Annotated in this window: 25 protein-coding genes and 2 pseudogenes; 12 read left to right on the top strand and 15 right to left on the bottom strand. The window is 72.8% G+C overall.

Going from position 1 to position 25614, the window contains the following annotated elements; translation table 11 throughout:
• Positions 1–15: 15 nt before the first annotated feature.
• The 4 genes and pseudogenes from OG956_RS07265 to OG956_RS07250 all read right to left on the bottom strand — a co-directional run.
• Positions 16–126: pseudogene (locus OG956_RS07265) on the bottom strand (MOSC domain-containing protein); the annotation flags it as partial.
• Between the two features lie 311 nt (positions 127–437).
• Positions 438–1901, bottom strand: a complete 1464-nt coding sequence (locus OG956_RS07260) for a catalase (RefSeq protein WP_330337114.1) — start codon at positions 1899–1901, stop codon at positions 438–440.
• A gap of 203 nt (positions 1902–2104) precedes the next feature.
• Positions 2105–2995 carry a 2-hydroxy-3-oxopropionate reductase gene (locus tag OG956_RS07255; RefSeq protein ID WP_330337113.1) on the bottom strand — a complete coding sequence of 297 codons (891 nt, stop codon included), beginning with the start codon at positions 2993–2995 and terminating at the stop codon, positions 2105–2107.
• Positions 2996–3036: 41 nt separating this feature from the next.
• On the bottom strand, positions 3037–3876 hold the full coding sequence (locus OG956_RS07250) for a TIM barrel protein (protein ID WP_330337112.1): 840 nt from the start codon (positions 3874–3876) through the stop codon (positions 3037–3039).
• Between the two features lie 153 nt (positions 3877–4029).
• Between OG956_RS07250 and OG956_RS07245 the strand changes: the two genes are divergently transcribed.
• The 9 genes and pseudogenes from OG956_RS07245 to OG956_RS07205 all read left to right on the top strand — a co-directional run bounded on the left by OG956_RS07245 (position 4030) and on the right by OG956_RS07205 (position 10829).
• Positions 4030–4278 (top strand): hypothetical protein, encoded by a 249-nt coding sequence (locus tag OG956_RS07245; RefSeq protein WP_330337111.1) that lies wholly within the window; start codon positions 4030–4032, stop codon positions 4276–4278.
• Positions 4275–4643: a helix-turn-helix domain-containing protein gene (locus OG956_RS07240; RefSeq protein ID WP_330337110.1), complete on the top strand. Its 369-nt coding sequence runs from the start codon at positions 4275–4277 to the stop codon at positions 4641–4643. The genes OG956_RS07245 and OG956_RS07240 overlap by 4 nt, the downstream gene beginning before the upstream one ends.
• A 200-nt stretch (positions 4644–4843) precedes the next feature.
• Positions 4844–5353 (top strand): 2-oxo-4-hydroxy-4-carboxy-5-ureidoimidazoline decarboxylase, encoded by a 510-nt coding sequence (uraD, locus tag OG956_RS07235; protein WP_330337109.1) that lies wholly within the window; start codon positions 4844–4846, stop codon positions 5351–5353.
• 8 nt (positions 5354–5361) lie between these two features.
• The gene (gene uraH, locus OG956_RS07230) at positions 5362–5775 is read left to right on the top strand and encodes a hydroxyisourate hydrolase (protein WP_330337108.1); all 414 of its coding nucleotides are present in this window, start codon (positions 5362–5364) and stop codon (positions 5773–5775) included.
• Positions 5776–5783: 8 nt separating this feature from the next.
• Positions 5784–6719, top strand: a complete 936-nt coding sequence (pucL, locus tag OG956_RS07225; protein ID WP_330337107.1) for a factor-independent urate hydroxylase — start codon at positions 5784–5786, stop codon at positions 6717–6719.
• Between the two features lie 60 nt (positions 6720–6779).
• A pseudogene (locus tag OG956_RS07220) lies at positions 6780–6935 on the top strand (purine permease); the annotation flags it as partial.
• Positions 6936–7072: 137 nt separating this feature from the next.
• Complete coding sequence (locus tag OG956_RS07215) at positions 7073–8458, top strand: 8-oxoguanine deaminase (RefSeq protein WP_330337106.1); 1386 nt, start codon at positions 7073–7075, stop codon at positions 8456–8458.
• Between the two features lie 304 nt (positions 8459–8762).
• Positions 8763–10130, top strand: coding sequence for a nucleobase:cation symporter-2 family protein (locus OG956_RS07210; RefSeq protein ID WP_330337105.1), 1368 nt, complete (start codon positions 8763–8765; stop codon positions 10128–10130).
• Between the two features lie 72 nt (positions 10131–10202).
• On the top strand, positions 10203–10829 hold the full coding sequence (locus OG956_RS07205; RefSeq protein WP_330337104.1) for a TMEM175 family protein: 627 nt from the start codon (positions 10203–10205) through the stop codon (positions 10827–10829).
• Here OG956_RS07205 and OG956_RS07200 read toward each other — a convergent pair.
• From OG956_RS07200 to OG956_RS07170, 7 genes are all read right to left on the bottom strand, one after another.
• Entirely contained in the window at positions 10783–11397 is a 615-nt protein-coding gene (locus tag OG956_RS07200) for a 3'-5' exonuclease (protein WP_330337103.1), read from the bottom strand. The genes OG956_RS07205 and OG956_RS07200 overlap by 47 nt on opposite strands.
• Positions 11398–11518: 121 nt before the next feature.
• Positions 11519–11941 carry an acyl-CoA thioesterase gene (locus OG956_RS07195; protein WP_330337102.1) on the bottom strand — a complete coding sequence of 141 codons (423 nt, stop codon included), beginning with the start codon at positions 11939–11941 and terminating at the stop codon, positions 11519–11521.
• Between the two features lie 65 nt (positions 11942–12006).
• A complete protein-coding gene (locus tag OG956_RS07190; protein WP_330337101.1) occupies positions 12007–12633 on the bottom strand; it encodes a hypothetical protein in 627 nt (208 codons plus the stop codon).
• Positions 12634–12742: 109 nt separating this feature from the next.
• Positions 12743–13345, bottom strand: coding sequence for a histidine phosphatase family protein (locus OG956_RS07185; protein ID WP_330337100.1), 603 nt, complete (start codon positions 13343–13345; stop codon positions 12743–12745).
• Between the two features lie 36 nt (positions 13346–13381).
• Positions 13382–14542: a serine hydrolase domain-containing protein gene (locus OG956_RS07180; protein ID WP_330337099.1), complete on the bottom strand. Its 1161-nt coding sequence runs from the start codon at positions 14540–14542 to the stop codon at positions 13382–13384.
• 85 nt (positions 14543–14627) lie between these two features.
• Positions 14628–16430: a trypsin-like serine peptidase gene (locus OG956_RS07175; RefSeq protein WP_330337098.1), complete on the bottom strand. Its 1803-nt coding sequence runs from the start codon at positions 16428–16430 to the stop codon at positions 14628–14630.
• A gap of 181 nt (positions 16431–16611) precedes the next feature.
• Positions 16612–17820 carry a pyridoxal phosphate-dependent aminotransferase gene (locus OG956_RS07170; RefSeq protein ID WP_330337097.1) on the bottom strand — a complete coding sequence of 403 codons (1209 nt, stop codon included), beginning with the start codon at positions 17818–17820 and terminating at the stop codon, positions 16612–16614.
• A gap of 81 nt (positions 17821–17901) precedes the next feature.
• On the opposite strand from OG956_RS07170, the gene OG956_RS07165 reads away from it, so the two are divergent.
• Complete coding sequence (locus tag OG956_RS07165) at positions 17902–18528, top strand: winged helix-turn-helix transcriptional regulator (RefSeq protein ID WP_330337096.1); 627 nt, start codon at positions 17902–17904, stop codon at positions 18526–18528.
• A 113-nt stretch (positions 18529–18641) separates the two neighbouring features.
• Here OG956_RS07165 and OG956_RS07160 read toward each other — a convergent pair whose 3' ends face one another.
• The 3 genes from OG956_RS07160 to OG956_RS07150 are packed head-to-tail and all read right to left on the bottom strand — an operon-like array spanning position 18642 to position 22231.
• Complete coding sequence (locus tag OG956_RS07160; protein ID WP_330337095.1) at positions 18642–19445, bottom strand: hypothetical protein; 804 nt, start codon at positions 19443–19445, stop codon at positions 18642–18644.
• The gene (locus tag OG956_RS07155; protein ID WP_330337094.1) at positions 19445–20707 is read right to left on the bottom strand and encodes a VWA domain-containing protein; all 1263 of its coding nucleotides are present in this window, start codon (positions 20705–20707) and stop codon (positions 19445–19447) included. Before OG956_RS07155 ends, OG956_RS07160 begins: the two co-directional genes overlap by 1 nt.
• A 9-nt stretch (positions 20708–20716) precedes the next feature.
• Entirely contained in the window at positions 20717–22231 is a 1515-nt protein-coding gene (locus tag OG956_RS07150) for an IucA/IucC family protein (protein ID WP_330337093.1), read from the bottom strand.
• An 84-nt stretch (positions 22232–22315) separates the two neighbouring features.
• Between OG956_RS07150 and OG956_RS07145 the strand changes: the two genes are divergently transcribed.
• A complete protein-coding gene (locus OG956_RS07145) occupies positions 22316–23830 on the top strand; it encodes an IucA/IucC family protein (RefSeq protein ID WP_330337092.1) in 1515 nt (504 codons plus the stop codon).
• Between the two features lie 6 nt (positions 23831–23836).
• Here OG956_RS07145 and OG956_RS07140 read toward each other — a convergent pair whose 3' ends face one another.
• The gene (locus OG956_RS07140; protein ID WP_330337091.1) at positions 23837–24568 is read right to left on the bottom strand and encodes a CAP domain-containing protein; all 732 of its coding nucleotides are present in this window, start codon (positions 24566–24568) and stop codon (positions 23837–23839) included.
• Positions 24569–25076: 508 nt separating this feature from the next.
• Here OG956_RS07140 and OG956_RS07135 point away from each other — a divergent pair.
• Complete coding sequence (locus OG956_RS07135; RefSeq protein WP_330337090.1) at positions 25077–25529, top strand: Hsp20/alpha crystallin family protein; 453 nt, start codon at positions 25077–25079, stop codon at positions 25527–25529.
• Positions 25530–25614: the final 85 nt, after the last annotated feature.

The raw sequence follows: 25614 nt of genomic DNA, 5'->3' as shown, positions 1-25614 counted from the left end.
GACGGCGATGCGCACGCCGACGACCTGCTTCAGCAGCCCGTGCCGGAAGTTGTCGATCTGCAGGCAGGGAGTGCGCAGGCCGGTGACCTCCAGGACCGCGGAGTCGCCGATGCGCAGCAGCGTGCCGGCGCGCGGCGCGGCCTCCGTGATCACCGGCGGCCGGGGCCGTGGGGAACTGCCCGGCAACGCCGAACGCTCCCTCGCCGGAGGGAGCGAACCGGCGCAGGGAGCGTTCAGCGTGGTGACCGTCCGGCGGCGCGAGGCCGGGCGCGACAGGTCGTTCGCGCCGCCGGACGGAGCGGGTGGCCCCCGTCGAAGGGGGCTGGGCGGGACCGCGGTGGCTACGACGGAGCCGGGGTGCCCTTCCCTCTGGTCGAGAAGGGGCCCCGGTCCTTCACCACCGCACTGGCTCGCAGGCCACCACGGTCCTCGCCCTGTCAGTCCTCGCGCAGGGCGCGGACCGCCTCCGCCACGCGCTTGCCGTACTCGGGGTCGGCGGCGTGGAAGTGGGCCAGGTTCTTCTCGATCACGTCGTTGCGGGAGACCTGGGACAGGCCCCCGGCGATGTTCGCGATCAGGCGGGACTTCTCCGCCTGCGACATCAGGCGGTAGAGCTCACCGGCCTGGACGAAGTCGTCGTCCTTGGTGTGCAGCGGGGCCTCGTGGTTGCCGGTGTACCCGGACACCGGCAGCGGCGCCGACAGCGGACGGCCGGTCTCGACGGGACCGTCGTAGGAGTTCGGCTCGTAGTTCCTGGCGTGGCGGCCCTGCGGGTTGAGCGCCATGAAGCCGTCGCGGCCGTAGTTGTTCGCGCCGCCCGGAACCGCCTTCGGCGCGTTGACCGGCAGCAGGGTGTGGTTGACGCCCAGGCGGTAGCGGTGGGCGTCGGCGTAGGCGAACAGCCGGCCCTGGAGCATCTTGTCCGGGGACGGGCCGATGCCGGGGACGAAGTTGTTCGGGGAGAACGCGGCCTGCTCGACCTCGGCGAAGACGTTGTCCGGGTTGCGGTCCAGCACCAGGCGGCCCACGCGCTGCAGCGGGTAGTCCCTGTGCGGCCACACCTTGGTCAGGTCGAACGGGTTGAAGCGGTGGTTCGCCGCCTCCGTCGCCGGCATGATCTGGACGTACAGCGTCCAGGACGGATGCATGCCGCGCTCGATGGCCTGCAGCAGGTCCGTCTGGTGGGAGTCGGGGTCCCTGCCCGCGATCTCCGCGGCCTGCTCGCTGGTCAGGCAGCGGATGCCCTGGTCCGTCTTGAAGTGGTACTTGACGAAGAAGGCCTCGCCCTTGTCGTTCGTCCACTGGTAGGTGTGCGAGCCGAAACCGTCCATGTGGCGGTACGACGCCGGGATGCCGCGGTCACCCATCAGCCAGGTGATCTGGTGCGTGGCCTCGGGGGAGTGCGCCCAGAAGTCCCAGACGTTGTCCGGCTCCTGACGGCCCGTGAACGGGTCCCGCTTCTGGGAGTGGATGAAGTCGGGGAACTTGACCGGGTCCTTGATGAAGAACACCGGGGTGTTGTTGCCGACGAGGTCGTAGTTGCCCTCCTCGGTGTAGAACTTCACCGCGAAACCGCGCGGGTCGCGGACGGCGTCCGCGCCGCCGAGCGAGTCGGCCACGGTGGAGAAGCGCACGAACACCTCGGTGCGCCTGCCGATCTCGCCGAGGAAGCCGGCGTGGGTGAAACCGGTGACGTCGCCGGTCACCGTGAAGTGACCGTAGGCGCCGGAGCCGCGGGCGTGCACCACTCGCTCCGGGATGCGCTCGCGGTTGAAGCGCGCGAGCTTCTCCAGGAGCTGCTGGTCCTGGATCAGAAGCGGCCCGCCGACGCCGGCGGTGGCGGAGTTCTGGTTGTCGGCGACCGGGGCGCCGGACTCGGTGGTGAGCACGCGCTGCGACATCGGGGACCTTCCGTGCGGTGGCAGCGGAAAACTGTTTCCGCTTTGTGGAGCCTAGAAGTCTTCGTGGAGCCCAGGAGCAGGCGATCCGTATGTCAACATTTTGTTGAAGTGGAGCGCGGGGGTGGTTCCGGGCGGCGCCGCCGCCTGGGCGCGACAGGACAGGTGTCGGCGGCGGCGCCGCCCGGAAGTGCGGGGGGTCCGGGTCAGACCTGGGCGCCGGAGAGGCGCTCCACGGCCCGCAGCAGGGCGGAGTGGTCCAGGCCGCCGTCGCCCTGGGCGCGCAGCGAGGCGACCAGCTGGGCGACCACGGCGCCGACCGGCAGGGCCGCGCCGACGTTGCGGGCGGCGTCGGTGACGATGCCCATGTCCTTGTGGTGCAGGTCGATGCGGAAGCCCGGCTTGAAGTCGCGGTTCAGGAAGTTGTCCTTCTTCCGCGTCAGCACGGTCGAGCCGGCCAGGCCGCCGTTGAGGACGTCGAGCGCGGCCTTCAGGTCCACGCCGGACTTTTCCAGGAAGACCACGGCCTCGGCGCACGCCTGGATGTTCACGGCGACGATCAGCTGGTTGGCGGCCTTCACGGTCTGGCCGGAGCCGTGCGGGCCGCACAGCACGATGGTCTTGCCGAGCGCCTCGAAGATCGGCTTGGCCTCGTCGAAGTCGGCCTGCTCGCCGCCCACCATGATCGACAGCACGGCCTCGACGGCGCCGGCCTCGCCGCCGGAGACCGGGGCGTCCAGGACGCGGATGCCCTTCTCCCCGGCGGCCTTGGCCAGGTCGACGGAGGTCTGCGGGGTGATCGAGGACATGTCGATCAGCAGGGCGCCGGACCTGGCGTTCTCCAGGATGCCGTCCGGGCCGTAGGCGATGGCCTCGACCTGCGGGGAGGCGGGCACCATCGTGATGACCACGTCGGCGTCGCGCACGGCCTCGGCGATCGAGCCGGCCGCGGTGCCGCCGGCGGCGGCGAGGCGGTCCAGCTTCTCCTGCTCCAGCGTGAACCCGGTGACCTGGTAGCCGGCCTTGATCAGGTTCTCGGACATGGGGGAGCCCATGATGCCGAGGCCGATCCAGGCGATCTTGGGAAGGTTGTTCATGATGGGGATGCCTCTCTCAACTGCCGTGAAAAGTCAGGGGGTCAGCGCGCGGCACGCGCTTCGCGCGGGAGCCAGCCGAAGGACTCGGCGCTCGGGCGGTCGCCGGCCTTGTACTCCAGGCCCACCCAGCCGTCGTAACCCGCCTTCCTCAGCTGGTCGAGCAGCTCCTCCAGCGGGAGCGAGCCCGTCCCGGGGGCGCCGCGGCCGGGGTTGTCGGCGATCTGCACGTGGCCGGTCTTCGCGGCGTACCGCTCGATGACCGACGGCAGGTCCTCGCCGTTCATGGACAGGTGGTACAGGTCCATGAGGAACTTCGCGTTGCCGAGACCGGTCGCCTCGTTCACCTTGTCGACGATCTCGATCGCCTTGGGCGCGCTCACGATCGGGCACTTCGGCGACTCGGGCCGGTTGAGGGCCTCGATCAGGATCGTCCCGCCGACCCGGGCGGCGGCCCGGGCCGCGAGGGTGAGGTTCTCCAGGGCGAGCGCGTCCTGCTCGGCCGGGTCCGCGCCGTCGACGCGGTTGCCGTACAGGGCGTTGAACGTCGTGCAGCCCAGGGACTGCGCGAAGGCGATCGCCACGTCGATGTTGGCGCGGAACCTCTCCGACTCCGCGCCCGGGACCGACAGGGCGCCGCGGTCCGGGCCGGGCAGCTGCCCGGCGTAGAAGTTCAGGCCCGTCAGCCGCACGCCCGCGTCCTCGATCGCCTTCTTCAGGGCGTCGAGCTCGGACCGCTCGGGGGTGGGGGTCTCGGTCCAGGGCCACCACAGCTCGACCGCCGTGAAGCCGGCCGCGGCGGCGGCCGCGGGACGCTCCAGGAGCGGGAGTTCCGTGAAGAGGATCGACAGGTTGACGTTGAAGCGCTGGTCTGCGAATCCCATCGGGGGCCGCGCTCCCTTCCGTAGTCGAGCGAGTTTCCGTATAGCGGAAGTTTGTTTCTGCGTAATGGAAGATTGCCGCCGCGTGTCGGTGCTTGTCAAGAGGGGCCGGCCGGCGGGCGCCCCAAAACGCGTGCCGGGCGTTAGGTTGTGCGCGTGCGATTGAGAGTGGAGTTCACGACCGAGCCCTTCGACCTCGACGAGGCGCCGCCGCACGCCGTGGTCGCCCGCGAGGTCGTCGAGGCGGCCGAACTGGACGCCGTGGACGTCGGGCCGTTCGGCAACACGGCCGAGGGCGGTGCCGACGCCGTGCTCACCGCCGTGGACGCGCTGCTGCGCAAGTCGCTCGCGGCGGGGGCCACCCGGATCTCCCTCCAGGTGAACGTGATCGGGGAGGGCGCGTGACCGGCACCGGGGACGAGCCGTTCATCGCGGCCGTGAAGCCGCTGGTCGACGCGATCGGCGGCGAGATGGTGCCGCCGGACGAGGCCCGTCCCGACGACGTGGTCCTGGCCTGGGAGGGTCAGGACGTCGTCGCCGTACGGCTGCCGCAGCTGGCCGACTCCCTCGACCACATCCTCGCCGCGATGGAGCGCCGCAAGGGCATGCCCCTGGCCGACCTGGACCGCAAGGCCAAACAGGAGATCGTGCGCATACTGGAAGCGCGCGGCGCCTTCTCGGTCCGCCACGGCGTGGAGACGGTCGCCAGCGCCCTCGGCGTCAGCCGCTTCACCGTCTACAACTACCTCAACCGGCAGAAAGAGGCCTGATCAGAGGCCTTGGCGGGCGTACCGCGAGCCGTCGTCCGGGGGACCGGGCGGCGGCTCGCGCCGTTCACGGCGGTCCCACCGGGGACGCCCCGGCGGGCCCTCGTATTTGTTACTCCGAATTTTCAACAAACTGTTGACGCGGTGTTCCGGAGGGCGTTAGCTATCGGCAGCCCGTTCAGCACAAGGCCACGGAGGCACCCGTGACTTCGACTTCCACGCCGCCGGGCCTGGCCCGCTTCAACGCCCTGGACGAGGACGCGGCACTCGCCGCGCTCCTCGAGACGTGCAGCTCCACTGCATGGGCCCGGCGGCTGCTCGCCGCCCGCCCGTACGCCGCCCCCGAGGACCTCTACGCAGCCGGTGACGCCGCCATGGCGGAGCTGACCGCCGAGGACCTCCAGGAGGCCATGGCCGGGCACCCGCCGATCGGCCGCCCCAAGCCGGGGGATCCCACCTCGGCGCGGGAACAGCGCGGCATGGCCGGCGCCTCCGAGGAGCTCAGGGCGGAGATGCTCGAACTCAACCTGGCGTACCAGGAGAAGTTCGGTCATGTCTTTCTGATCTGCGCCACCGGCAGGACCGGTGAGCAGATGCGGGACGCCGTCAAGGAGCGGATCGGCAACTCGCCGGAGCAGGAGCGGGAGATCGTCCGCGCCGAGCTGGGCAGGATCAACCGCATCCGACTGGCACGACTCGTCGAAGAGGACTGACAGCAGCCATGAGCACAAGCACCGCGGCCCCGCCGAAAAGTTCGGTGTCCACGCACATCCTGGACACCTCCGTCGGCCGGCCCGCCCAGGCCGTCGCCGTCCGCCTCTCGGCCCGCTCCGGGCCCGGCGCGGACTGGCAGCCGCTCGGCGGTTCGGCCACCGACGCGGACGGGCGGTGCAAGGACCTCCCGGCCCTGCCGGAGGGGACCACCCACGTACGCCTCGACTTCGACACCGAGACGTACTTCGCCAAGAAACAAGCCGCGGCCCAGCAGGACGCCCCCGCGCTCCGGGACAGCGAGAACGGCCGGCCCGTGTTCTTCCCCGAGGTCACCGTCGCCTTCGCGGTGGTGCCCGGTGAGCACTACCACGTTCCGCTGCTGCTCAACCCGTTCGGCTACTCCGTTTACCGAGGGAGCTGACCGACACCATGACCCGCTTCGTCCTGGGACAGAACCAGTACGGCAAGGCAGAGAACCGCGTCGTGAAGATCACGCGTGGCGGCGACACGCACCACATCAAGGACCTGAACGTCTCCGTCGCCCTCTCCGGCGACATGGAGGAGGTCCACCGCAGCGGTTCCAACGCCAACGTCCTGCCGACCGACACCACCAAGAACACGGTGTTCGCCTTCGCCAAGGAGCACGGGATCGAGAGCGCCGAGGACTTCGGCATCAAGCTCGCCCGCCACTTCGTGGACGACACCGAGCCGATCCACCGGGCCCGCATCCGCATCGAGGAGTACGCCTGGGAGCGGATCGAGACCTCCAAGGGCGGCGCCCGCTTCGTCGGCGCCGACGAGATCGCCCACTCCTTCGTCCGCAAGGGCCAGGAGACCCGCGTGGCGCAGATCACCTACGACGGCCACGGCGTCCAGGTGCTCTCCGGGTTCAAGGACCTGACCGTCCTGAACTCGACCAACTCCGAGTTCTGGGGCTTCCTGAAGGACAGGTACACCACCCTCCAGGAGGACTACGACCGCATCCTCGCCACCACCGTCTCCACCTGGTGGCGGCACAACTGGGACGGCATCGACTCCCACGCCCCCGACTGGGACCGCTCCTACAGCGGGGTCCGCAAGCACGCGCTGCAGGCGTTCGCCGAGACCTACTCGTACTCGCTCCAGCAGACCCTCTTCGAGATGGGCGTGCGGGTGCTGAACTCGCGCGACGAGGTCGACGAGATCCGCTTCTCCATGCCGAACAAGCACCACTTCCGCTCGGACCTGTCGCCCTTCGGGATAGACAACGAGGCCAAGGACGGCGCCGTGTACTACGCCGCCGACCGCCCGTACGGCCTGATCGAGGCGACCATCCTGCGCGACGGCGCCGAGCAGCTCATCCCGGTCGACATGACCAACCTCTGACGCGGGACGCGCGTCCCCGGCCCCGCCGGCCGGGGGCACGCCACACCGGAGGGACCACCAGCACCGTCCTTCTACGCCGGTTTCCCGGTCTGGGCGCAGACCGTGCCCGGCTCCGGCATCAGCGCGGGAGCGCTCGTCGCCGTCCTGCTGAACCTGTTCTTCCACCATCTCGGCGCCCGGCGCGGCAGCCCGGCTCCGGCCCTCGGATCCTCCTAGGATCCCGCCATCCGCTCCGCGGACTCACCGCCCCCGGCGGCCCCGAGATCCGGCGGACGCCATCCCGTCCCGGACCGCCACCGAGATCCGCGGACCGCGCCCCGCCCACGGACCGCCCCCGAAAGACGAGGAAGCACATGGCACCACCGGCAGCCCAGCGCATCGTCATCGAGAACTGCGCGATCGCCACCGTGGACGCGACCGACACCGAGTACGCCTCCGGGCACCTCGTCCTCGCCGGAAACCGCATCGAGTCGGTCGGCGCGGGCAGGGCCCCCGACGGCCTCGAGAACGTGGCGCGCCGGATCGACGCGAGCGGCCATCTGGCCACACCCGGCCTGGTCAACACCCACCACCACTTCTACCAGTGGATCACCCGCGGCCTCGCCACCGACCACAACCTGTTCAACTGGCTCGTCGCGCTCTACCCGGTCTGGGCGCGCATCGACGAGCAGATGACCTACGCGGCCGCGCAGGGATCACTCGCCGTGATGGCCCGCGGCGGTGTCACCACCGCCATGGACCACCACTACGTCTACCCGCACGGCTCCGGCGACCTGTCCGGCTCGATCATCCGGGCCGCCGCCGAGACGGGCGTCCGCTTCACGCTGGCCCGCGGCTCGATGGACCGCAGCGAGAAGGACGGCGGGCTGCCGCCGGACTTCGCCGTGGAGACGCTTCAGAGCGCGCTCGCCGCCACCGAGGAGACCGTCAGGAAGCACCACGACGCCTCCTTCGACGCCATGACCCAGGTGGCCGTGGCACCCTGCTCGCCGTTCTCGGTGACGACCGAACTCCTGCGCCAGGCGGCCGACTTGGCCCGCCGTCTGGGCGTACGGCTGCACACCCACGGCTCCGAGAGCGTGCAGGAGGAGAAGTTCTGCCACGAGCAGTTCGGCATGGGCCCGACCGACTACTTCGAGTCCACGGGCTGGCTCGGTGAGGACGTGTGGATGGCGCACTGCGTCCACATGAACGACTCAGACATCGCCGCGTTCGCCCGCACCGGGACGGGCGTCGCCCACTGCCCGTCCTCCAACGCCCGGCTGGGGGCCGGCATCGCCCGCGTCCCCGACCTGCTCCAGGCGGGCGTCCCCGTCGGCCTCGGCGTCGACGGCACCGCCTCCAACGAGTCCGGCGAACTCCACACCGAGCTGCGCAACGCCCTGCTGATCAACCGCCTCGGCACCCACCGCGAGGCCGCACTGACCACCCGCCAGGCGCTCAGGCTCGGCACCCACGGCGGTGCCCGGGTGCTCGGCCGGGCCGACCAGATCGGCTCGCTGGAGCCGGGCAAGCTGGCCGACGTGGTGCTGTGGAAGATGGACACACTCGCCCACGCCTCCATCGCCGACCCGGTCGCCGCGCTGGTCCTCGGCGCGGCCGCCCCGGTCACCGCGTCCTTCGTGGGCGGCCGGCAGATCGTGGAGAACGGCCGGCTGCTCACCGTCGACGAGGACGCCGTCGCCCGCGCCACCCGCGACGAGGCCCGGCGCCTCGCCAGGATCACGGCCGAGGCCTGATCCCCGCACACCTCGGTGGACGGCTCCGCTTCACGGCCGCCCACCGGATGGGACTCCGGCCGGGAGGGACGGCTCCCGGCCGGGGCCCGTGGACCCGAGCGGGGTCCACGGCAGCCGTCCGGGGCGCGTGTACGACGCACGCGCCCCGGACGGTCCACCGCCCGAACCGCTCAGCACCACCCCGTCCCCGGTCCCTCCCCCGGCTCTCGACTCCGCTCGAGCCGGGGGCGCCCCCACGACCCCATGCCCCACCTCCATGAAACCCACGTCGACGACGACGTGTTAACCGCCCGGAGGACCCGCCGTGGCCGCCCATCCTGTTGACGAGAAACTCCCCGCCCTCACAATGGCGACCAGCGGCCTGCAGCACGTGGCCGCCATGTACGCGGGAGTGGTCGCCCCGCCCCTGATCGTCGGAGCGGCCGTAGGCCTGTCCGGCAAAGACCTCACCTTCCTCACCGGAGCCTGTCTGTTCACCGCCGGGCTCGCCACCTTCCTGCAGACCCTCGGGTTCTGGAAGATCGGCGCCCGGCTGCCCTTCGTCAACGGCGTGACGTTCGCCGGCGTCGCCCCGATGACGGCGATCGTCGCCTCCGCGAAGGACAAGTCCGACGCCCTGCCGATGATATTCGGCGCCGTGATCGTCGCCGGACTCCTCGGCTTCCTCGGCGCGCCCTTCTTCAGCAAGGCGATCCGCTTCTTCCCGCCCGTCGTCACCGGCTCGGTCATCACCCTGATCGGCGTCTCCCTGCTGCCCGTCGCCTTCGGCTGGGCCCAGGGACCGAACCCCGCCGCGCACGACTACGGCTCGACGGCCTACCTCACGCTGGCCGGCATCACCCTGGCGATCGTGCTGCTGCTGCGCCGTTTCACCCGCGGCTTCGTCAAGCAGATCGCGGTCCTGCTCGGCCTGATCACCGGCACGCTCGTCGCGATACCCTTCGGCGTCACCGACTTCGGCCCCGTCGCGCACTCCTCCGTCGTCGGCTTCCCCACCCCGTTCCACTTCGGCGCCCCGACCTTCCACATCGCCGCGATCCTGTCCATGTGCGTGGTGATGGTCGTCTCCATGACGGAGTCCACCGCCGACATGCTGGCGCTCGGCGAGATCGTCGAACGCCCCGCGGACGAGAGGACCATCGCGGCCGGCCTGCGCGCCGACACCCTCGGCTCCGCCCTCAGCCCGCTGTTCAACGGCTTCATGTGCAGCGCGTTCGCCCAGAACATCGGCCTGGTCGCCATGACGCGGATCCGCAGCCGCTTCGTGGTCGCCGTGGGCGGCGGCTTCCTGGTCCTCATGGGCCTGTGCCCGATGGCCGCCTCGCTCATCGCGGTCGTCCCCCGTCCGGTCCTCGGCGGCGCCGGCGTCGTCCTGTTCGGCTCGGTCGCGGCCAGCGGCATCCAGACCCTGGTCCGGGCCGGACTGGAGAAGGACAACAACGTCCTGATCGTGGCCGTGTCCCTCGCGGTCGGCATCGTCCCGATCACCGCGCCGGACTTCTACCACGCCTTCCCCGACACCGCGAAGATCGTCCTGGACTCGGGCATCTCCACCGGCTGTGTCACCGCCGTCCTGCTCAATCTCGTCTTCAACCACATCGGCAGGGGCGGGGAGGCCGAGGACGTCACGCACCCGATGGAGGCGGGGCAGGAACTGACCGCCGCCCACTGAACGCCCGCGCGGGGCACGGCGATCGACGGCGATCACCGTGCCCCGCGCCCTCGCGTACGGCAGTCTTGGCGCATGCCCGTGAACGAGTCCGGCCGCGTCGAGGCCTTCAGCGACGGGGTGTTCGCCATCGCCATCACCCTGCTCGTGCTGGACATCAAGGTGCCCAGGACGGGGGACCACGGCGGCCTGTGGCACGCGATCGGCGCGCAGTGGCCGTCCTACGCCGCCTACGCGGTGAGCTTCCTGGTGATCGGCATCATGTGGGTCAACCACCATCAGCTGTTCAGCTACGTCACCCGGGTCGACCGGCCGCTGATGTTCCTGAACCTGCTGGTGCTGATGGTCGTGGCCGTGGTGCCCTGGCCGACCGCCATGCTCGCCGCGTACCTGCGCGAGGACGCCGCCTCGCACGCGGCGGCCGCGGTCTACAGCCTGGTCATGGTCGCCATGGCGCTCACCTTCCAGGCCCTGTGGTGGCACCTGACCCGCACCGGCCACCTCTTCGACGAACGCGTCGACACCGCCGCCGCCCGCGCCACCCGCGCCCGGTTCGCCCTCGGCTCCCTCGGCTACCCCCTCACGGTGGGCCTCGCCTTCGTCTCCGCGCCCCTCACCCTGGCCGCGCACGGCCTGCTCGCCCTCTACTACGGCTTCAACCAGGTTCCGGTACCGCTGCGCCGGGACCCGGCCACGCCATGAGGTTCGCCAGCAGTTCCGCCTGCTCGACGGCGTCGTCCAGAGCATGGTGCGTGTGCGGGCGGCGGGAGAGCAGGTGGCGCGGCATGGTGCCCTTGGCCGCCGCGCGCAGCGGCAGCCCCGCCTTGGTGGCGTACAGCGTCTTCATGTCCAGACAGCCGGAGTGCCCGAAGGGGCTCTCGCCGGTGAACCGGATCAGATACCAGTACAGGAACGTCCAGTCGTACGACGCCGGATAGCCGCACATCACCGGCTGGGCGCCCGCGCTCACCTCCCGCACCCACGCGCTGAACTCGGCGAGCGCCACCGCCGGTTCGGCGCCCTCCGCCACGAGCCGCTCCCGGTCCAGGCCGCTCACCCGCAGCGCCTCGGGCACGAACTCGGCGGAGATCGGGCGCAGTTCCCGGTAGAAGGTCTGCCGCTGCGGATCGGCCGGGGTGAAGCCGCCGGCGTCCTGCGTGCCGGCCACGGCCGCACCGATGCTCAGCATGGAGTACGGCCCCGGGATCGGCCCGTCGGCCTCGATGTCGACGGAGATGCAGCGGCTGGGTCTGACACGTGGTGCGGACATGGGTCCGCAGCATGGCAGCGACGGCCGGTGCCGCGCATCCGGATTCACGCGTCCGCCGCACCGGGCGATGCGCGCGGCCGCGGCACCGCCCCCGCCGGCCTCCGGCGCAGGCCCCCGGCCCCTACAGGCCGAACAGGGCGAGGTCCGTCGTCAGCTCCTTGAACACCTCCCGGGGATCGGCGACCAGCCTGCGCTCCTTCAGGTCCATCAGGCCGCCCACCGCGCTGACCTCGGCCGCCAGGGTGCCGTCGGTCTTGCGTATCTCCTGCACGATCCGGAACGTCTTGCCGCCGCCCCACTCGAACGCACAGGTCACGTCGACCTCGTCACCGGCGAGCAGTTCGCGCCGGAAGCGGATCGTGGTCTCCAGCGCCACCGGGCCCACGCCCCGGCCCACCAGCCGGGCCTGGCTGATCCCGGCCGCCTGGAGCAGCGACCAGCGGGCGTGCTCCGCGTAGTTGAGGTACACGGCCTGGTTGAGGTGCCCCTGGGTGTCGGTCTCGTAGCCCCGGACGGTCACCCGGACGGAAAACGGTTCGGCCACTGCCAGCCCTTCTCGTGTTCGATTCTCCGGTCGGTCGATCCTGGCACGCCGCTCAGACCCGGCGCTCAGACCCGGCGCGGCGAGGCCAGCAGATAGCGCACCCGCGTGCGCGGCTCGGTGTACTCGCCGGCCTGCCAGCCCGCGCGCTCCAGCGTGGCCGCGCACGCCGCCAGGCTCTCCGCGTCCGGCGCGTACACCGCGACCGCCTCCGGCTGCGGGGTCGCCCGCACCCGGTAGCCGTCCGCGTCCCCGCTCGCGGGACGGTGCCCGGCCGCCTCCAGGGCCAGCGCGGCCGCCCGCACCAGATGCGTGCGCTCCCAGCCGCAGGGCCGGTCGGCCGCGCCGTCCGGGTTGGTCATCCGGCGCAGCTCCAGCAGCCCCTGCCAGGCGCTGTGCACCTCGCGCAGCCGCGCCCCGCCGTCCGCGGGCGGCTCCTCCTCGCCCCCGACCCGGGCCGCGAACACGCCCGTGTCCGGCGCGGTCTCCCCGGCCGCCGGTTCCGCGGCCGCCGCCTCGCGTATCCGGTGGCCCGCCGGCGTCAGGAAGTGGTCGTGCGGCGGTCTGGGATGCCGGAAGGCCAGCCCCCGCTTCACCAGCGCCGCCAGCTGCGCCTGCGTGCCGCGCAGCCGCCCGGTCACCGGATCGGCGGCCTCGATCACCCGCCGCTGCGCGGCGGTCGGCGGTCGGCTCACGATGCACCCCTTCCGCTCCCGTGCCCTGCCGCGGGCGGCCCGTCGGGACGGCCCATGCGCAGAGTACGGCGGGGGTCCGACAACGCGGGGCCGTCGCCCGCCGCCGCCCTCACTCCTCGCGCGGCCGGATGTTCCAGCCCGCGACCACCGGCCGCCCGTGCTCGGTGCCGAGCCGGCCCAGCGCCCCCGTGCCCAGCAGGAACAGGGCGCCGTGCCGGGCCGGCAGGCCGAGGCGGCGGGCGGTGAGGACGCGCAGGATGTGGCCGTGGGCGACGAGGACGACGGCGCCGTCGGTGCCCTCGAGGGCGGCGTCGGCCTTGGCCAGCATCCGGTCGGCGCGCTCGCCGACCTGCTCCGGCGTCTCGCCCGGGCGGTCCGGCGGCCCCGGCGCGACCCCGTCCGTGAACAGGAACCAGCCGGGCCGGCTCCGCTGGATCTCCGCGGTGGTCACGCCCTCGTACCCGCCGTAGTCCCATTCCTGCAGGTCGGCGTCGACCCGGGCGTCCGGGAGGCCGATGAGTCCGGAGGTCTCCCGGGCCCGCTGCAGGGGGCTGACGAAGGCGGCGGCGATGCGGTGGGAGCGGATCAGCGGCGCGAGCCGGCGCGCCTGCTCCCGCCCGTGCTCGGTGAGGGGTACGTCGGTCCGCCCGGTGTGCCGTCCGGACCGCGACCACTCGGTCTCGCCGTGCCGGACGAGAAAGAGGTCGCCCACGTCCGCGTCCTTCCCGCTCGTGTCGTCAGTACCGTGTCACAGGGAACCGGCCGCCCGCAGGACGGACTCGGCCAGACGGCCGTTCTCCAGGGCGGCGCCCACCCCGGAGGGGAAGGCGAACCGGCGCCGGGTGTAGGCGTACGCGATGCCGTGTGCCGGGTCGGCGAAGCCGAGCGAGCCGGTCGCGCCGCTGTGCCCGAAGGTGCCGGCGTCCAGGAACGGGTAGAGCGCGGGGATGTGCTCGAAGCCGCGCGCGAAGTGGTTCTCGCTGCCGGTGACCAGGTCCGGGCCGCCCGGGGTGCGCAGCTCGGCGAACCGGGCCGCGGTCTCGGGGGTGAGCAGCGGCGGCCTGCCGTCGACGCTGCTGATGGCGGCCGCGAACATCCCGGCGACCCCGCGCGCGTTCCCGACGCCGCCGGAGGACGCCGGCCCGAGCGCCTTCACCCGGGGGTGGTTGCCGAAGGCCACCAGGTCGATCGGCTCCGGTCCGTGCGCACTGAACGCGATGCCCCGCAGGCTGTCCGGAGCCGCCGCCCGCTCCTTCAGCAGTACGGCCTCCTCCGGGGTGGGCACCAGCGGCTGCACGTCCACCCAGCGCGGTTCCGCATCCTTCGGCAGCCCCAGGTAGTAGTCGAGGCCGTACGGCGCCCGGATCCGCTCCTCGTACAGCTCCTGGATCGACCGGCCGGTCACCCGGCGCACCACCTCGCCGGTGAGGGCGCCGATGACGAAGGCGTGGTAGCCCCAGGCGGTACCCGGCTCCCACAGCGGCGCGCGTCCCGCCAGCCGGGCCGCGATCACCCGGTCGTCGGCCAACTCCTCGGTCGTGAACGCCTGTTCCGCATCGCCGACGAGACCCGCCCGGTGCTCCAGCAACTCGCCCAGCGTCAGCCGGTCCTTGCCGTGCGCACCGAACTCCGGCCAGTAGGCGGCGACTTCGCGGTCCAGGTCGAGTACCCCGTCCTGCACCAGCAGGGCGACGACGAGATGGGCGGCGCCCTTGGCGATCGAGTACAGGGTCGTCAGCGAGTCCCCGTCGATGCCGTCGCCGCCCCACAGATCCACCACGCGCCGGCCGTGCCGGTACACCACCAGCTGGGCGCCCGGATCGTCCCGCTCCCCGGCGAGCACGGCCGCGAACTCCTCGCGCACGCCCTCGAATCCGTCCGCCACCGTCCCGTGCACATCGATCGTCATGTGTCGTTCCCCCTGTCCGTCCGTCGGCGACGGGGATCGACAACAAGGGGCCGCCGCCGGGCATTCCCGTGAGCCGCACCGCCGCTCAGGTGCCGGCCGGGACCAGGGTGTTCTCGGTGCCGAGGGACTTCGCTCCGGTGTCGGCGTACAGCGAGGTCTCGCCGTCGGACCAGCGCACGACCAGGTCGTTGCGGACGTGGTCGGCGGTGAGGTCGCCGGTGGTCATGACCTGGGCGTGCTGCCAGGTGCCGTTCGGGCCGCGCAGCTGCGCCCGGGTGCCGATGCCGGAGGCGGAGACGCCGGTGCGGGTGTCGAGCGAGCCGTCGGACCAGCGCACGAGCAGGTCCGCGCCGGCCGTGCCCCTGAGGGTGCCGCCGCTCAGCAGCGCGGCCTTGGTCCAGGCGCCGTTCGCCCCGAGGAGCCGCCTGCCGGTGCCGAAGGAGCCGGAGCGGATCCCCGTGTAGAGCACCAGGCTGCCGTCGGTGCGGCGCGCCAGCAGGTCGGTCGTGCCCTTGCCTCCGTGGAACTGCCCGGCGGTGAACTGGACGACGTTCTTCCAGTCGGAGCCCTGCTTGGCCATCCGCACCTCCCGGCCCATCCCGGAGGGGCCGGGGGCCGGATAGAGGGTGACCTCGCCGTCGGACCAGCGCACCAGCAGGCCGGGCCGGTCGCCGCCGAAGGTCCCGCCGGCGAGGCCGCGGGCGTGCGTCCAGGTGGAGTTGGCCTTCAGCAGCCGCTTCTCGGCCCCGAACTCGCCCTGGCCGTCTCCGGGATACAGCGTGACCGCGCCGTCGGACCAGACGACGAGCAGGTCGCCGAGGCCGTCCCCGGTGTAGTCGGCGGAGGTCATCAGCGCGGCGCTCTTCCAGCGGCGCGCGCCGCCGGGCAGCTGCAGTCCCTGGTAGGGCGGCAGACCGGAGGGCGGGTCCTGCCCGGCCACCGCGTCCGCGAGCAGGTTCGCGGCGTCGGCGCCGAACGCGGGAGCGTAGCTGATGTAGTCGGCGTTCGCGTCGTTGCCGCCGCCGTTGTAGCCGCCGAGGTTCCCTATGACGTGGCCGGTGCGGGCGCCGTCCTGGTAGTCGGTGATCCAGGGGCTGCCGGACGTGCCGCCGTAGTAGCCGCCGCAGGTCATGGACATCTGCCGGTAGCCGGGCAACTGGGCCGTCGGCACGGTGCACTTGACGGCCTGGCCGGTGCTGTTGTGCGCGTAGGAGGGGTAGCCGACGACGGTGACGTTCTTCTGCGTGTAGCCGCCGGGCCGGGTGAAGGTCAGCCCGCCGCCCACCGCGTCCTGGACGCTCTGCCCGCTCTGGTTGGGCGCGACCCGGGCGAACGCCGTGTCCAGGTCGGACGAGGGGCCCTTGGTGGTCGACGCGCCCTTGTCGGGCGTGTACCGCGGGTCGATGTAGAGGTGCTGGACGGGGAAGATGCCGTACGGCTGCCGGTCGGGACCGGCGCCCCGCGCGAACTGCGGGACGAAGACGTAGTCGCCTTTCATGTTCAGCGCGCAGTGGGCCGCGGTGAGGACGACGTCCCGTACGGCGGTGTCGATGACGCTGCCCGTGCAGCGCCAGGTGGTGCCGCTCGGCCCGTCGGACCCGAAGAACGTCCCCACCAGCGGCGTCCCCTTGAACAGGGTGCCCTGCGGCCGCCCGGCCCCCGCGGCCCCCGGTCTGCTCCCGCCCGGCGCGGCCCGCCCGGCGTCCAGCGGTCCGGCCTCCGCCATTCTCCGCGCGGTCCAGAACCGCGCGGCCTGCCGGGCCTGACGGCCCGCGGCCGGCCCCGGCGACGAGGACGCCGCCGCGCGCCCACCCGGCACCGCGAGCCCGGCGGCGGCCCCGCACGCCATGGCCACGGCCACGGCGGTCCAGCGTATTCGGTACGACAACGACACCGTTCCCCCTGGTCCGTTCCCGATCATGGGGCGCGATCTTCGCACAGACGTCACCGGAGCGGCCAATGCCGCCGGGGCGTCCGGGACGCGCGGCTTCTCGCTCCGGCTCGGCCTCTCGGCATGCCGGGACCCGCGCACCACGACCCTCTGGTGCGAAGCCGTCCGCGGCCGGACGTCACTGCCGGTATCCGCCGAGGAACCGCCCGATGCGGCCGATCGCCGCTTCCAGGTCCTCCGCGTGCGGGAGGGTGAGGATGCGGAAGTGGTCGGGGAAGGGCCAGTTGAAGCCGGTGCCCTGGACCACCTGGATCTTCTCGCGGAGCAGGAGGTCCAGCACGAACTTCTCGTCGTCGTGGATTCTGTGCACCTTGGGGTCCAGGCGCGGGAACGCGTACAGCGCGCCCTTGGGCTTCACGCAGGACACCCCGGGGATCTCGTTCAGCTTCTCCCAGGCCACGTTCCGCTGCTCGTGCAACCGGCCGCCGGGCAGGGTGAGTTCGCGGATGGACTGGCGGCCGCCGAGCGCGGCCTGGATGGCGTACTGGGCGGGCGCGTTGGCGCACAGGCGCATGGAGGCCAGCATGGTCAGGCCCTCCAGGTAGTCCTTCGCGTGCTGCCTGGGGCCGGTCACCACCAGCCAGCCGGAGCGGAAGCCCGCCACCCGGTAGGTCTTCGACAGGCCGCAGAAGGTGAGCACGACCAGGTCGGGGGCGAGGGCGGCGGCCGAGTGGTGCACGGCGTCGTCGTAGAGGATCTGGTCGTAGATCTCGTCGGCGAACACCATCAGGCCGTGCCGGCGGGCCAGATCGAGGATGCCCTCGACGACCTCCTTCGGGTAGACGGCGCCCGTCGGGTTGTTCGGGTTGATGATGACCACGGCCTTCGTCCGGTCCGTGATCTTCGACGCCATGTCGGCCAGGTCGGGGTTCCAGTCGGCCTGTTCGTCGCACAGGTAGTGGACGGCCTTGCCGCCGGCGAGGGTGGTGGCCGCCGTCCACAGCGGGAAGTCCGGGGCGGGGACCAGGATTTCGTCGCCGTCCTCGACCAGGGCGGTGACAGCCATGGAGACCAGCTCCGAGACGCCGTTGCCGAGGTAGACGTCGTCCACGCCGACGTCCAGGCCCAGGGTCTGGTAGCGCTGGGCGACCGCCCGGCGGGCCGAGAGGATGCCGCGCGAGTCGGTGTAGCCGTGCGCCTGGGGCAGCATCCGGATCATGTCCTGGAGGATCTCCTCCGGCGCCTCGAACCCGAAGGCCGCGGGGTTGCCGGTGTTCAGGCGCAGCACGCTGTGACCCGCCTCCTCCAGCGCGTTGGCGTGCTCGATCACCGGGCCGCGGATCTCGTAACAGACCTCGCTGAGCTTGTTCGACTGCCGGAACTCCATGCGCCCCTCCGGAAACTCGTGTTGCTTGGTTTTACCAAGTGGGCGCTTGGAAAGTCCAACGTGTTGTCTAGACTGCGTCGCATGTCACCTCGCCGAAGCTACGACCAGTACTGCTCCGCCGCCCGCGCCCTCGACCTCGTCGGCGACCGCTGGACCCTGCTGATCGTCCGGGAGTTGCTGGCCGGCCCCCGCCGCTACACGGACCTGCACGCGGACCTGCCCGGCGTGAGCACGGACGTACTCGCCTCCCGGCTGAAGGACATGGAGCGCGACGGCCTCGCCACCCGCCGCCGGCTGCCCCCGCCCGGCGCGGCCTACGTGTACGAACTCACGGGCAGAGGACGCGCGTTGCTGCCGGTGCTCCAGGCCCTCGGCCGGTGGGGCGAGGCCGAGCTGGGACGGCGCCGCCCGACGGACGCGGTCCGCGCACACTGGTTCGCCCTGCCGCTGCTGCGGGGACTGGAGGGCGAGGGACTGGTCGAAGTCCGGCTGGAGGAGGGGGACTTCCACCTGCGCGTCGGCGCCGAGGAGGGCCCGGTGTACGGCGACGGGCCCGCGCCGGCCGAGCCCGACGCCCGGCTGGCGATGGACGCGGCGACGTGCGAGGCGGTGGCCCGGGGTGAGGTGGGCCTGACCGACGCGGTGCGGGACGGCCGGGTGACGGTGACCGGGGACGGCGCCCTGGCCAAGGCGCTGCGCGAGGCCTGACGCCCGCCGAAGGCCCCGCATGCGGAAGGCCTCGTAAGCAAGCGCAGGGCCCCGTAAGCAATCAGGCCCCGCAAGCAGAAGGCCCGCCCCGAGGGGGCGGGCCTTCAGGCGTGTCACGCGTCCGGCGGTATCCGGGACGGCCGCCCGGATCCCCGCGTCAGCGCGTACCCGCCGATACCGGCGAGAGCCGCGAGGACGCCGCCGATCGCGGTCCACACCCACCGGTCGCTCCACCAGCCGGAGGACCAGCCGTCGTCGGAGCCGAAGCTCGACAGCACGGCCGTCCTGGAACCGTCCCCACTCTCCTGGGACTTGGCCGCGATGCCGGGGACCAGCGGCTTGCCCAGTGAGCCGTCCACCGCCGCCGCGCCCCCGATGTCCTCGGAGTCGGCGCGGACGTCGGCGCTCACCGGCTTGCCGAGGTCGGCGGCGCCGAGGTCCACCACGGTCAGCCGGATGTAGTACGTGCCCGGCAGCGGGTCGTTGGCCCACGGCTCCGACCAGCCGCGCACGGTCCGCAGCACGCAGGCCAGGTCCACGGAGGACGCCTCCGGCCCGGCCGTCCGGCTCGCCGCCCCGTACTGGCAGGCCTGGCGGCGCCGGAGCCCGTCGTACACGTCGATCTGCCAGGTCTCGGCCCCGTGCGCGGCGGGCAGTTTCACCGTCGCCCTCACGGTGGGGCGCTGGCCGGTGTCCGCCGGGAACGACCAGTAGAGGTAGTCGCCGGTGGACCCGGACGCCGTGGCCTGCTGCCCCTGCCGGATCTCCGTCGCCGTGCGGAAGGAGGTGCCCGCCTGGGTGGGCGCGCCGCCGTCGCCGGAGGCGCTCGGCGACGGGCTCGGGGAGTCGGCCGCGGCCGGTCCGGCCGCGAGCCCCAGTGCCAGCAGCGCGGCACCCAACAGCCGTGTGATCCGCATCAGTTCGTCCTCCAGACCGCGACCCGCCAGCGCGACAGCCAGCCCCACAGCAGACCCGCGAGGAAGCCTGCCAGCACCAGCGCCCCCAGCAGCCACCAGCCTCGTCCGAGGCCGAAGGAGGCCACGTCGTGGTGGCCGGACGGCCCGTCCACGACGTCGACCGTCAGCTCCAGCGGCAGGCCCGGCGTGCTCTTCACACCCGGTGCTGCCGAGAAGGAGTGGGTGACCTCCAGGCACACCGTCTCCGGCGTCGCCGTGTCGTCGTCGCTCGCGGGCTTCGGGTAGCGAAGTCCCGTCGAGACGGCGTCCGTCCGGCCCGTGCCGGCGGCCTCACCGCGCACGATCTCCCGGCCGTGCACGGTCACCGCCCGCAGCAGCACCCCGTAGTCGGGGTTCACCGCGCGGTCGTCGGCCACGCTCACCGAGGCGCGCAGCTCCTTGCCGGGGTCGACGTCGACCTTGTACCAGCGCTGCTGCCCGAACTCCTCGCGGTCCGTGTAGAGCCCGGACTTCAGCGTCGGCGCCGTCGCGCACTGCGCGGCGCCCTGCGTGGCCACCGGCGTCACCACCGGATCGGCCGCCCGGTCCACCAACTGACCGACCCGGCCGGACAGTTGCTCCTTGTGCCGTACGTCGGTGTAGGTGCCGCCGGTCGCGTCCGCGATGCAGCTGAGCTGGTCGCGGGTCTTGGCGTCCGGCACCAGGCCGAGGGTGTCGATGGTCAGGCCGATGCCCTTGGCGGCTATCTCGCGGGCCACCTCGCACGGGTCGAGCGGCTGGCAGGTGTCCTCGCCGTCGCTGATCAGGACGATGCGGCGGGTGCCGTCACCGCCGCTGAGGTCGTCCGCCGCCTTCAGCAGGGCGGGCCCGATCGGCGTCCAGCCGGTGGGCTGCAGCGTGGCCACCGCCGTCTTCGCCTCGGTGCGGTCGAGCGGGCCGACCGGGTACAGCTGCGCGGTGTCCTTGCAGCCCTCCTTGCGGTCGTTGCCGCGGTATTGGGCGCCCAGGGTGCGGATGCCGAGCCGGACCTCCTGCGGGGTGGCGTCCAGCACCTCGTCGAACGCCTGCTTGGCGGCGGCCATCCGCGAGTCGCCGTCGATGTCCCGCGTCCTCATCGAACCGCTGACGTCCAGCACGAGTTCGACCTTCGGGGCGGCCGCCCGCGTCTCGTCGGCGACGGCCCCGCCGGGAAACGCGATCCCGGCCGCCAGGGCGGCGAGCAGAGCACAGACGCCCGCCGCCAGCCGTTGTCTTGTGATCATCGCCGGATCTTATTGACCGGACCGGCATGGCTCCAAAACGAGCGGGTTCGGCAGCGACGTCCACTGGTCGCCGGGGGTCCGCGGGGACAGCCGCATCAGCGTCAGCGCCTTCGCGGGCAGCGGCCCTCGAAGCAGTGCGCGCAGGTCCGGAGTGTCCGGCAGGTCCGGTACGGCGGCCGCCAGCGCCGCTCCCAGCGCCGGGCCCGAACCCGCCGTACCTGCCAGGGCGCCCGCCACCAGGGAGCCGAACAGCTTGCGGCGCAGGGCCGTTTCGTCGTCGGTGACCAGGCGGCCGGTGAGCGCGGGCGGCGCGATGCCGTGCCGGGCCAGCCGGACCGGACTGATCCGGATGTCGGCGAGGTCGCGGTAGACCAGCCGCAGCGGGGCGCCGTCGGCGGACAGGACCACCAGCAGGTTCTGGCCATGCGCCTCCAGGGCCACCCCGAGGTCGAGCAGGCGCAGCCCCACCGTCAGCGCCAGCCGGGCGAACGCGGACAACCAGCCCGGGGACTCGGGCAGGGCGGTGGTGGCCAGCGCGGCCACCGGCAGCACGCGTTCCCCCGGCGCCGCGTACACCTCGGGCGACTCCCGCAGCAGCGCGGCGAGATCGGGGGAGCCGGCCGAGACCGCGCCGAGCGTGCGGGTGACGTGCAGCAGGCCGCCGGTGCGGGCGGCCAGCTCTTCGCCGAGCGCCGACAGGGGGGCCGCGGCCTCGACGGAGTACGGGGAGATGTCCCGCACGGACGACGTCAGCCGGGCGCTCAGCGAGGTCTTCACATGCGGCCCGTCGGGCAGCGCGAGGGTGCGCAGGGACAGCAGCGGACGCGCCGGGCGCCACGGGTCGTACGACCGCTTCAGCACGTGCTCGGCCTGCCAGGGGTGCACCGGCAGCAGCAGCCGCCGGCCGTCCCGCAGCTCCGCCGGCCAGTCCCCGGTCACCAGGCACCCGTCCGCCGGCACCGGCACCGTCCCCAGCTCCACCACCGGCCGGTGCTCGGGGCCGTACGCCAGCTGGTCCGCCACCGAGAAACCGGGCCGGGACCGGCAGTTCGGGTGGTACGGATGCCCGTCGGTCACCCGCTGCTCCCACTCCCAGTCATGCTCCGGCCACGTCTCCGGCTGACCGGCGCCGGCCCGTGACAGCGCCAACGAGGCCACGCTGTCGGCCAGTTCGGCGGCGAAGCAGGCGCCGTCCGGCACGCCGAGGGCGGTCACCAGCGCGGCCGGATCCACCTCGCGCGCCCGGTCCAGGCGGACTTCGGTGACGTACGCGCCCGTGGCGTACGGGTCCGCGTGCGGGCCGTACAGCGTGCGGCCGTCGACGAGCCGCAGCGCCAGGCTGTGCGCCCCGCTCACCCGGCCGGTGATCCACGGCAGCGGCTCATGGGCGAGCGCTCGCCACAGCCGGGTCAGCACCGCGGCGCGCGCGCCGGGCAGCTCCGCGGTGAACCGGGGCAGCAGCGCGGGCCGGACGGCGGCCAGTTCCTCGGCCACCCGGGCCTCGGCGGTGGGGGGACGGTGCACGGTCGGCTCCTCGGGTACGCGGGCGCGCAGGACGATTGTCGGCGACGACAGACATACTGATCGTGACCACCCCGGACGAAACGAATGGATCGCGTGGACTCCTCACCCCCCATCGGAGCACCCCGGGCCGGAGCCGCCGGCGGCGGCGCCGACGCCTACGCGGTCGCGCCCCTGCTCAACTGCCTGCTGCGCGAGGTGGCCGTGCCGCTCGACGGCCCCGGTGACCGCCGGGTCCACCGGCTGCCCAGCGGGCGGCTGCTGCGGGTGCGCGGCGGCCGGCGCCCCGCCGACCCCGAGGTGCGCGCGGCCGGCACCTGGCACCGCGTCGGCCACACCGAACTGGTCAAACTGATCGCCGAGGAACTGCGCCGGCACACCGGGCTGCCCGGCGGCGACCTGCCCGCCGAGATGATCGACAGCCGGGACGCGGTCGCCGCCCTGCTCGCCGCCCGGGCCCGGGCGACCCCGCCCGCGGACCCCTACCTGCGCTCCGAGCAGTCCCTGATCACCGGCCACCCCTACCACCCGGCGCCCAAGGCGCGCGGCGGCGGCCCGGTCGCCTCCTGGCTGCCGTACGCCCCCGAGGCGCACGCCCGTTTCCCGCTCACGCTGCTCGGCGTCCGCGAGGACCAGGTGGCCGAGGAGGGCGACACCCGCGCCCTGGACGCGCTCGGCACGGCCCCGCCCGGCTACCGGCTGCTGCCGGCCCACCCCTGGCAGCTGGAGCTGGTCGGCCGCGACCTCGCCCCGGCCTTCGCCGACGGCCGCCTGCTCCGCCTCGGCGCCACCGGCTTCAACACCTGGCCGACGGCGGCGGTCCGCACGGTGTACGAGCCGGGGCGCGACCTGTTCCTGAAGTTCAGCCTGGACGTCCGCATCACCAACGACATCCGCCGCCTGTGGCGCCACGACCTGCGCAGACTGCGCCGCACGGACGCGGCGGCCCGGCACGCCTTCGCGGCACTGGGGCCGCCCGCGGCCTGGCTCGGCGACCGCGGCTACCGCACGGCCGCCTTCGCCTTCGAGGAACTGGCCGTCCTCGTCAGGGACGGCCTGCGCGGCCATCTGCTGCCCGGCGCCACACCCCTGCTCGCCGCCGCCCTCGCCGAGGGCTTCGACGGCAGCCCGCTGGCCGCCGCGGCCGACCCGGCGGCCTGGTGGGAGGCCTATCTGGGCCAGGTCGTGCCGCCCGCCCTGACGGCGTTCGACGACCACGGGGTCGTCCTCGAGGCCCATCTGCAGAACACCCTCGTCGCCGTGGACGGCTCCGGCACGCCCGTGCAGGCGCTGTTCCGGGACGCCGAGGGCGCCAAGACGCTGCCCGACGTGACCCGGGCGGCGGGCTGGGAACGGCTGGTGTACTGCCTGGTCGTCAACCACCTCGCCGAGATCGCCGCCGCCCTCGCCGACCACCATCCGGGATTCGACCCCTGGCCCGCGGCGCGCCGGGAGCTGGCCCGGCACGCCCTGCCCGAGATCCCCGCCCTGCTCGCCTCGCCCACCCTGCCCGGCAAGACCAACCTGCTGCTGCGCTGGACGGGAGCGGACGGCGCGGACGCCCGCTATCTGCCCCTGCCCAACCCGCTGGCGGGCGGCTGACCTAGGTCACCGGGGCGTGCCGAAGTCCTGCGTCCAGTAGCTGCCCGGCTGGGCGAGGCCGACGCCGATCTCCTTGTACGAGCAGTTGAGGATGTTCGCCCGGTGGCCGGGACTGTTCATCCAGCCCGTCATGACCTGTTCCGGGGTGGCGTAGCCGTAGGCGACGTTCTCGCCGTAGGCGCTCCAGGTGTAGCCGGCCCGGGTGATGCGGTCGCCGGGAGTGGACCCGTCGGAGCCGGTGTGCGACATGTTCCGGTGCGCCGCCATGTCCGCGCTGTGCGCCTGCGCGGCCTGGGTCAGCTTCGCGTTCACGGTCAGCGGGTGGCAGCCGACCTTGGCGCGCTCGGCGTTGACCAGCTGGACGACGCGCGCGGTGGCCGAGGACGCGGTGGCCGTGGCCGAGGGCGTGGGCTTGGGAGTGCTGGGGGCGGCCGTGGTGGTCCGCGGCGCGGGGGCCGTGGTCTTCGTGCTGGTGCTGGGGTGAGCGGTGGGCCGCTGGGTGGGAGACGCGGTGGGCCGCTGAGCGGGGGACGCGGGGGCGGCGTTGCGGTGGTGATGGTGCCGGTGGCCGTGGTGGTGCGGCCGGTGGGTGGTCGTCGCGGCGGCGTCGGGCCGGTCCGTGCCGCCGTGCGGCCAGTCGGTGCAGGCCAGGGCGACGGACGGCACGCCCACGGCTCCGATGGCGACGGCGGCGACGACTATGCGCCGGTAGGGCTTCGTCTTGCGGTGCTGGGCCATTCGTCAACCTCGTTCGGTGATCGCGGGGCGCTCATTTTCGGGAGGGCTTCACAAGGAGCGCAAAGGGCGTTTCTACGAGGAGCGGTAGTAGGGGAGGACGCCTCTTGTCAGGCGGCCGCAGAGGTGCCGGGTTCGCGTCCGCGATGTTTGCTCTCGCCTGGCGGGCCGTCAGGAAGGGCCTACGGCGGCGGATACGGGACCGAGCCGGGCGGAGACGGTTTCCCGGCCCGGCGGATGGCCGGCGCCGACGGCAAGCCGGACAAGTCCCCCATGTCGGCGGAGCCGCGCCTACTAAGCCGGGCGCCTAGGTGCCGCTCGCGCTGTGAGGGATGTCACCGTGACCACCTCGTGTGCCGGTGACGCCTTTCCCCTTCTGTCCGTCACGGGGAATATGGGCGCCTGTACGTCGGTTGTCCCTTAATGGAGGTCCCGGTCAGGGGGACTTCCGGAACGCCGACGGACCGTCGTACGAGCGGTCCCGGAGCCTTTCGGAAGGAGATGATCGGAAATGACGCTTCCTGTGCGGCACGAGCAGGGCAGTGCGGTCTGGGACCCGTTCAGGGAGTTCCAGGACCTGTACGACCGGATGGGCCGGCTGTGGCAGACGGCCGTCCCCGGTGGCGGTGGCCTGGCCGGTCAGGCGTGGGCGCCGCCGGCCGATCTGGAGGAGACCGACGACGCCTACCTCCTCGAGGTCGATCTGCCCGGTGTGAAGAAGGACGACATCCGGGTCGAGCTGAACGCCGGCGAGCTGTCGGTGCACGGCGAGATCGAGGAGAAGGAGCGCACCGGCGTGCTGCGCCACCGCACCCGGCGCACCGGCCGGTTCGACTGCCGGGTGACGCTGCCGCAGGACACCGACGAAGAGCACATCAGCGCCGAACTCGCCGACGGCGTGCTGACCGTCACCGTCCCCAAGGCGCAGAAGGCCAAGCCCCGGCGCATCGAGATCACCGGCTGACGGCCGTGCCCGCACCCGGCGACCGAGCCCGCCCGTCGCGGCGGGCTCGGTGTGCGTCCGGCCAGGCGTGTCGCCCGGCGTCCGG

Source organism: Streptomyces sp. NBC_00557, assembly GCF_036345995.1.
Taxonomy (GTDB): Bacteria; Actinomycetota; Actinomycetes; order Streptomycetales; family Streptomycetaceae; genus Streptomyces.
The sequence above is the reverse complement of the archived record's forward strand: the minus strand, read 5'-3'. Positions and strand labels throughout refer to the sequence as shown.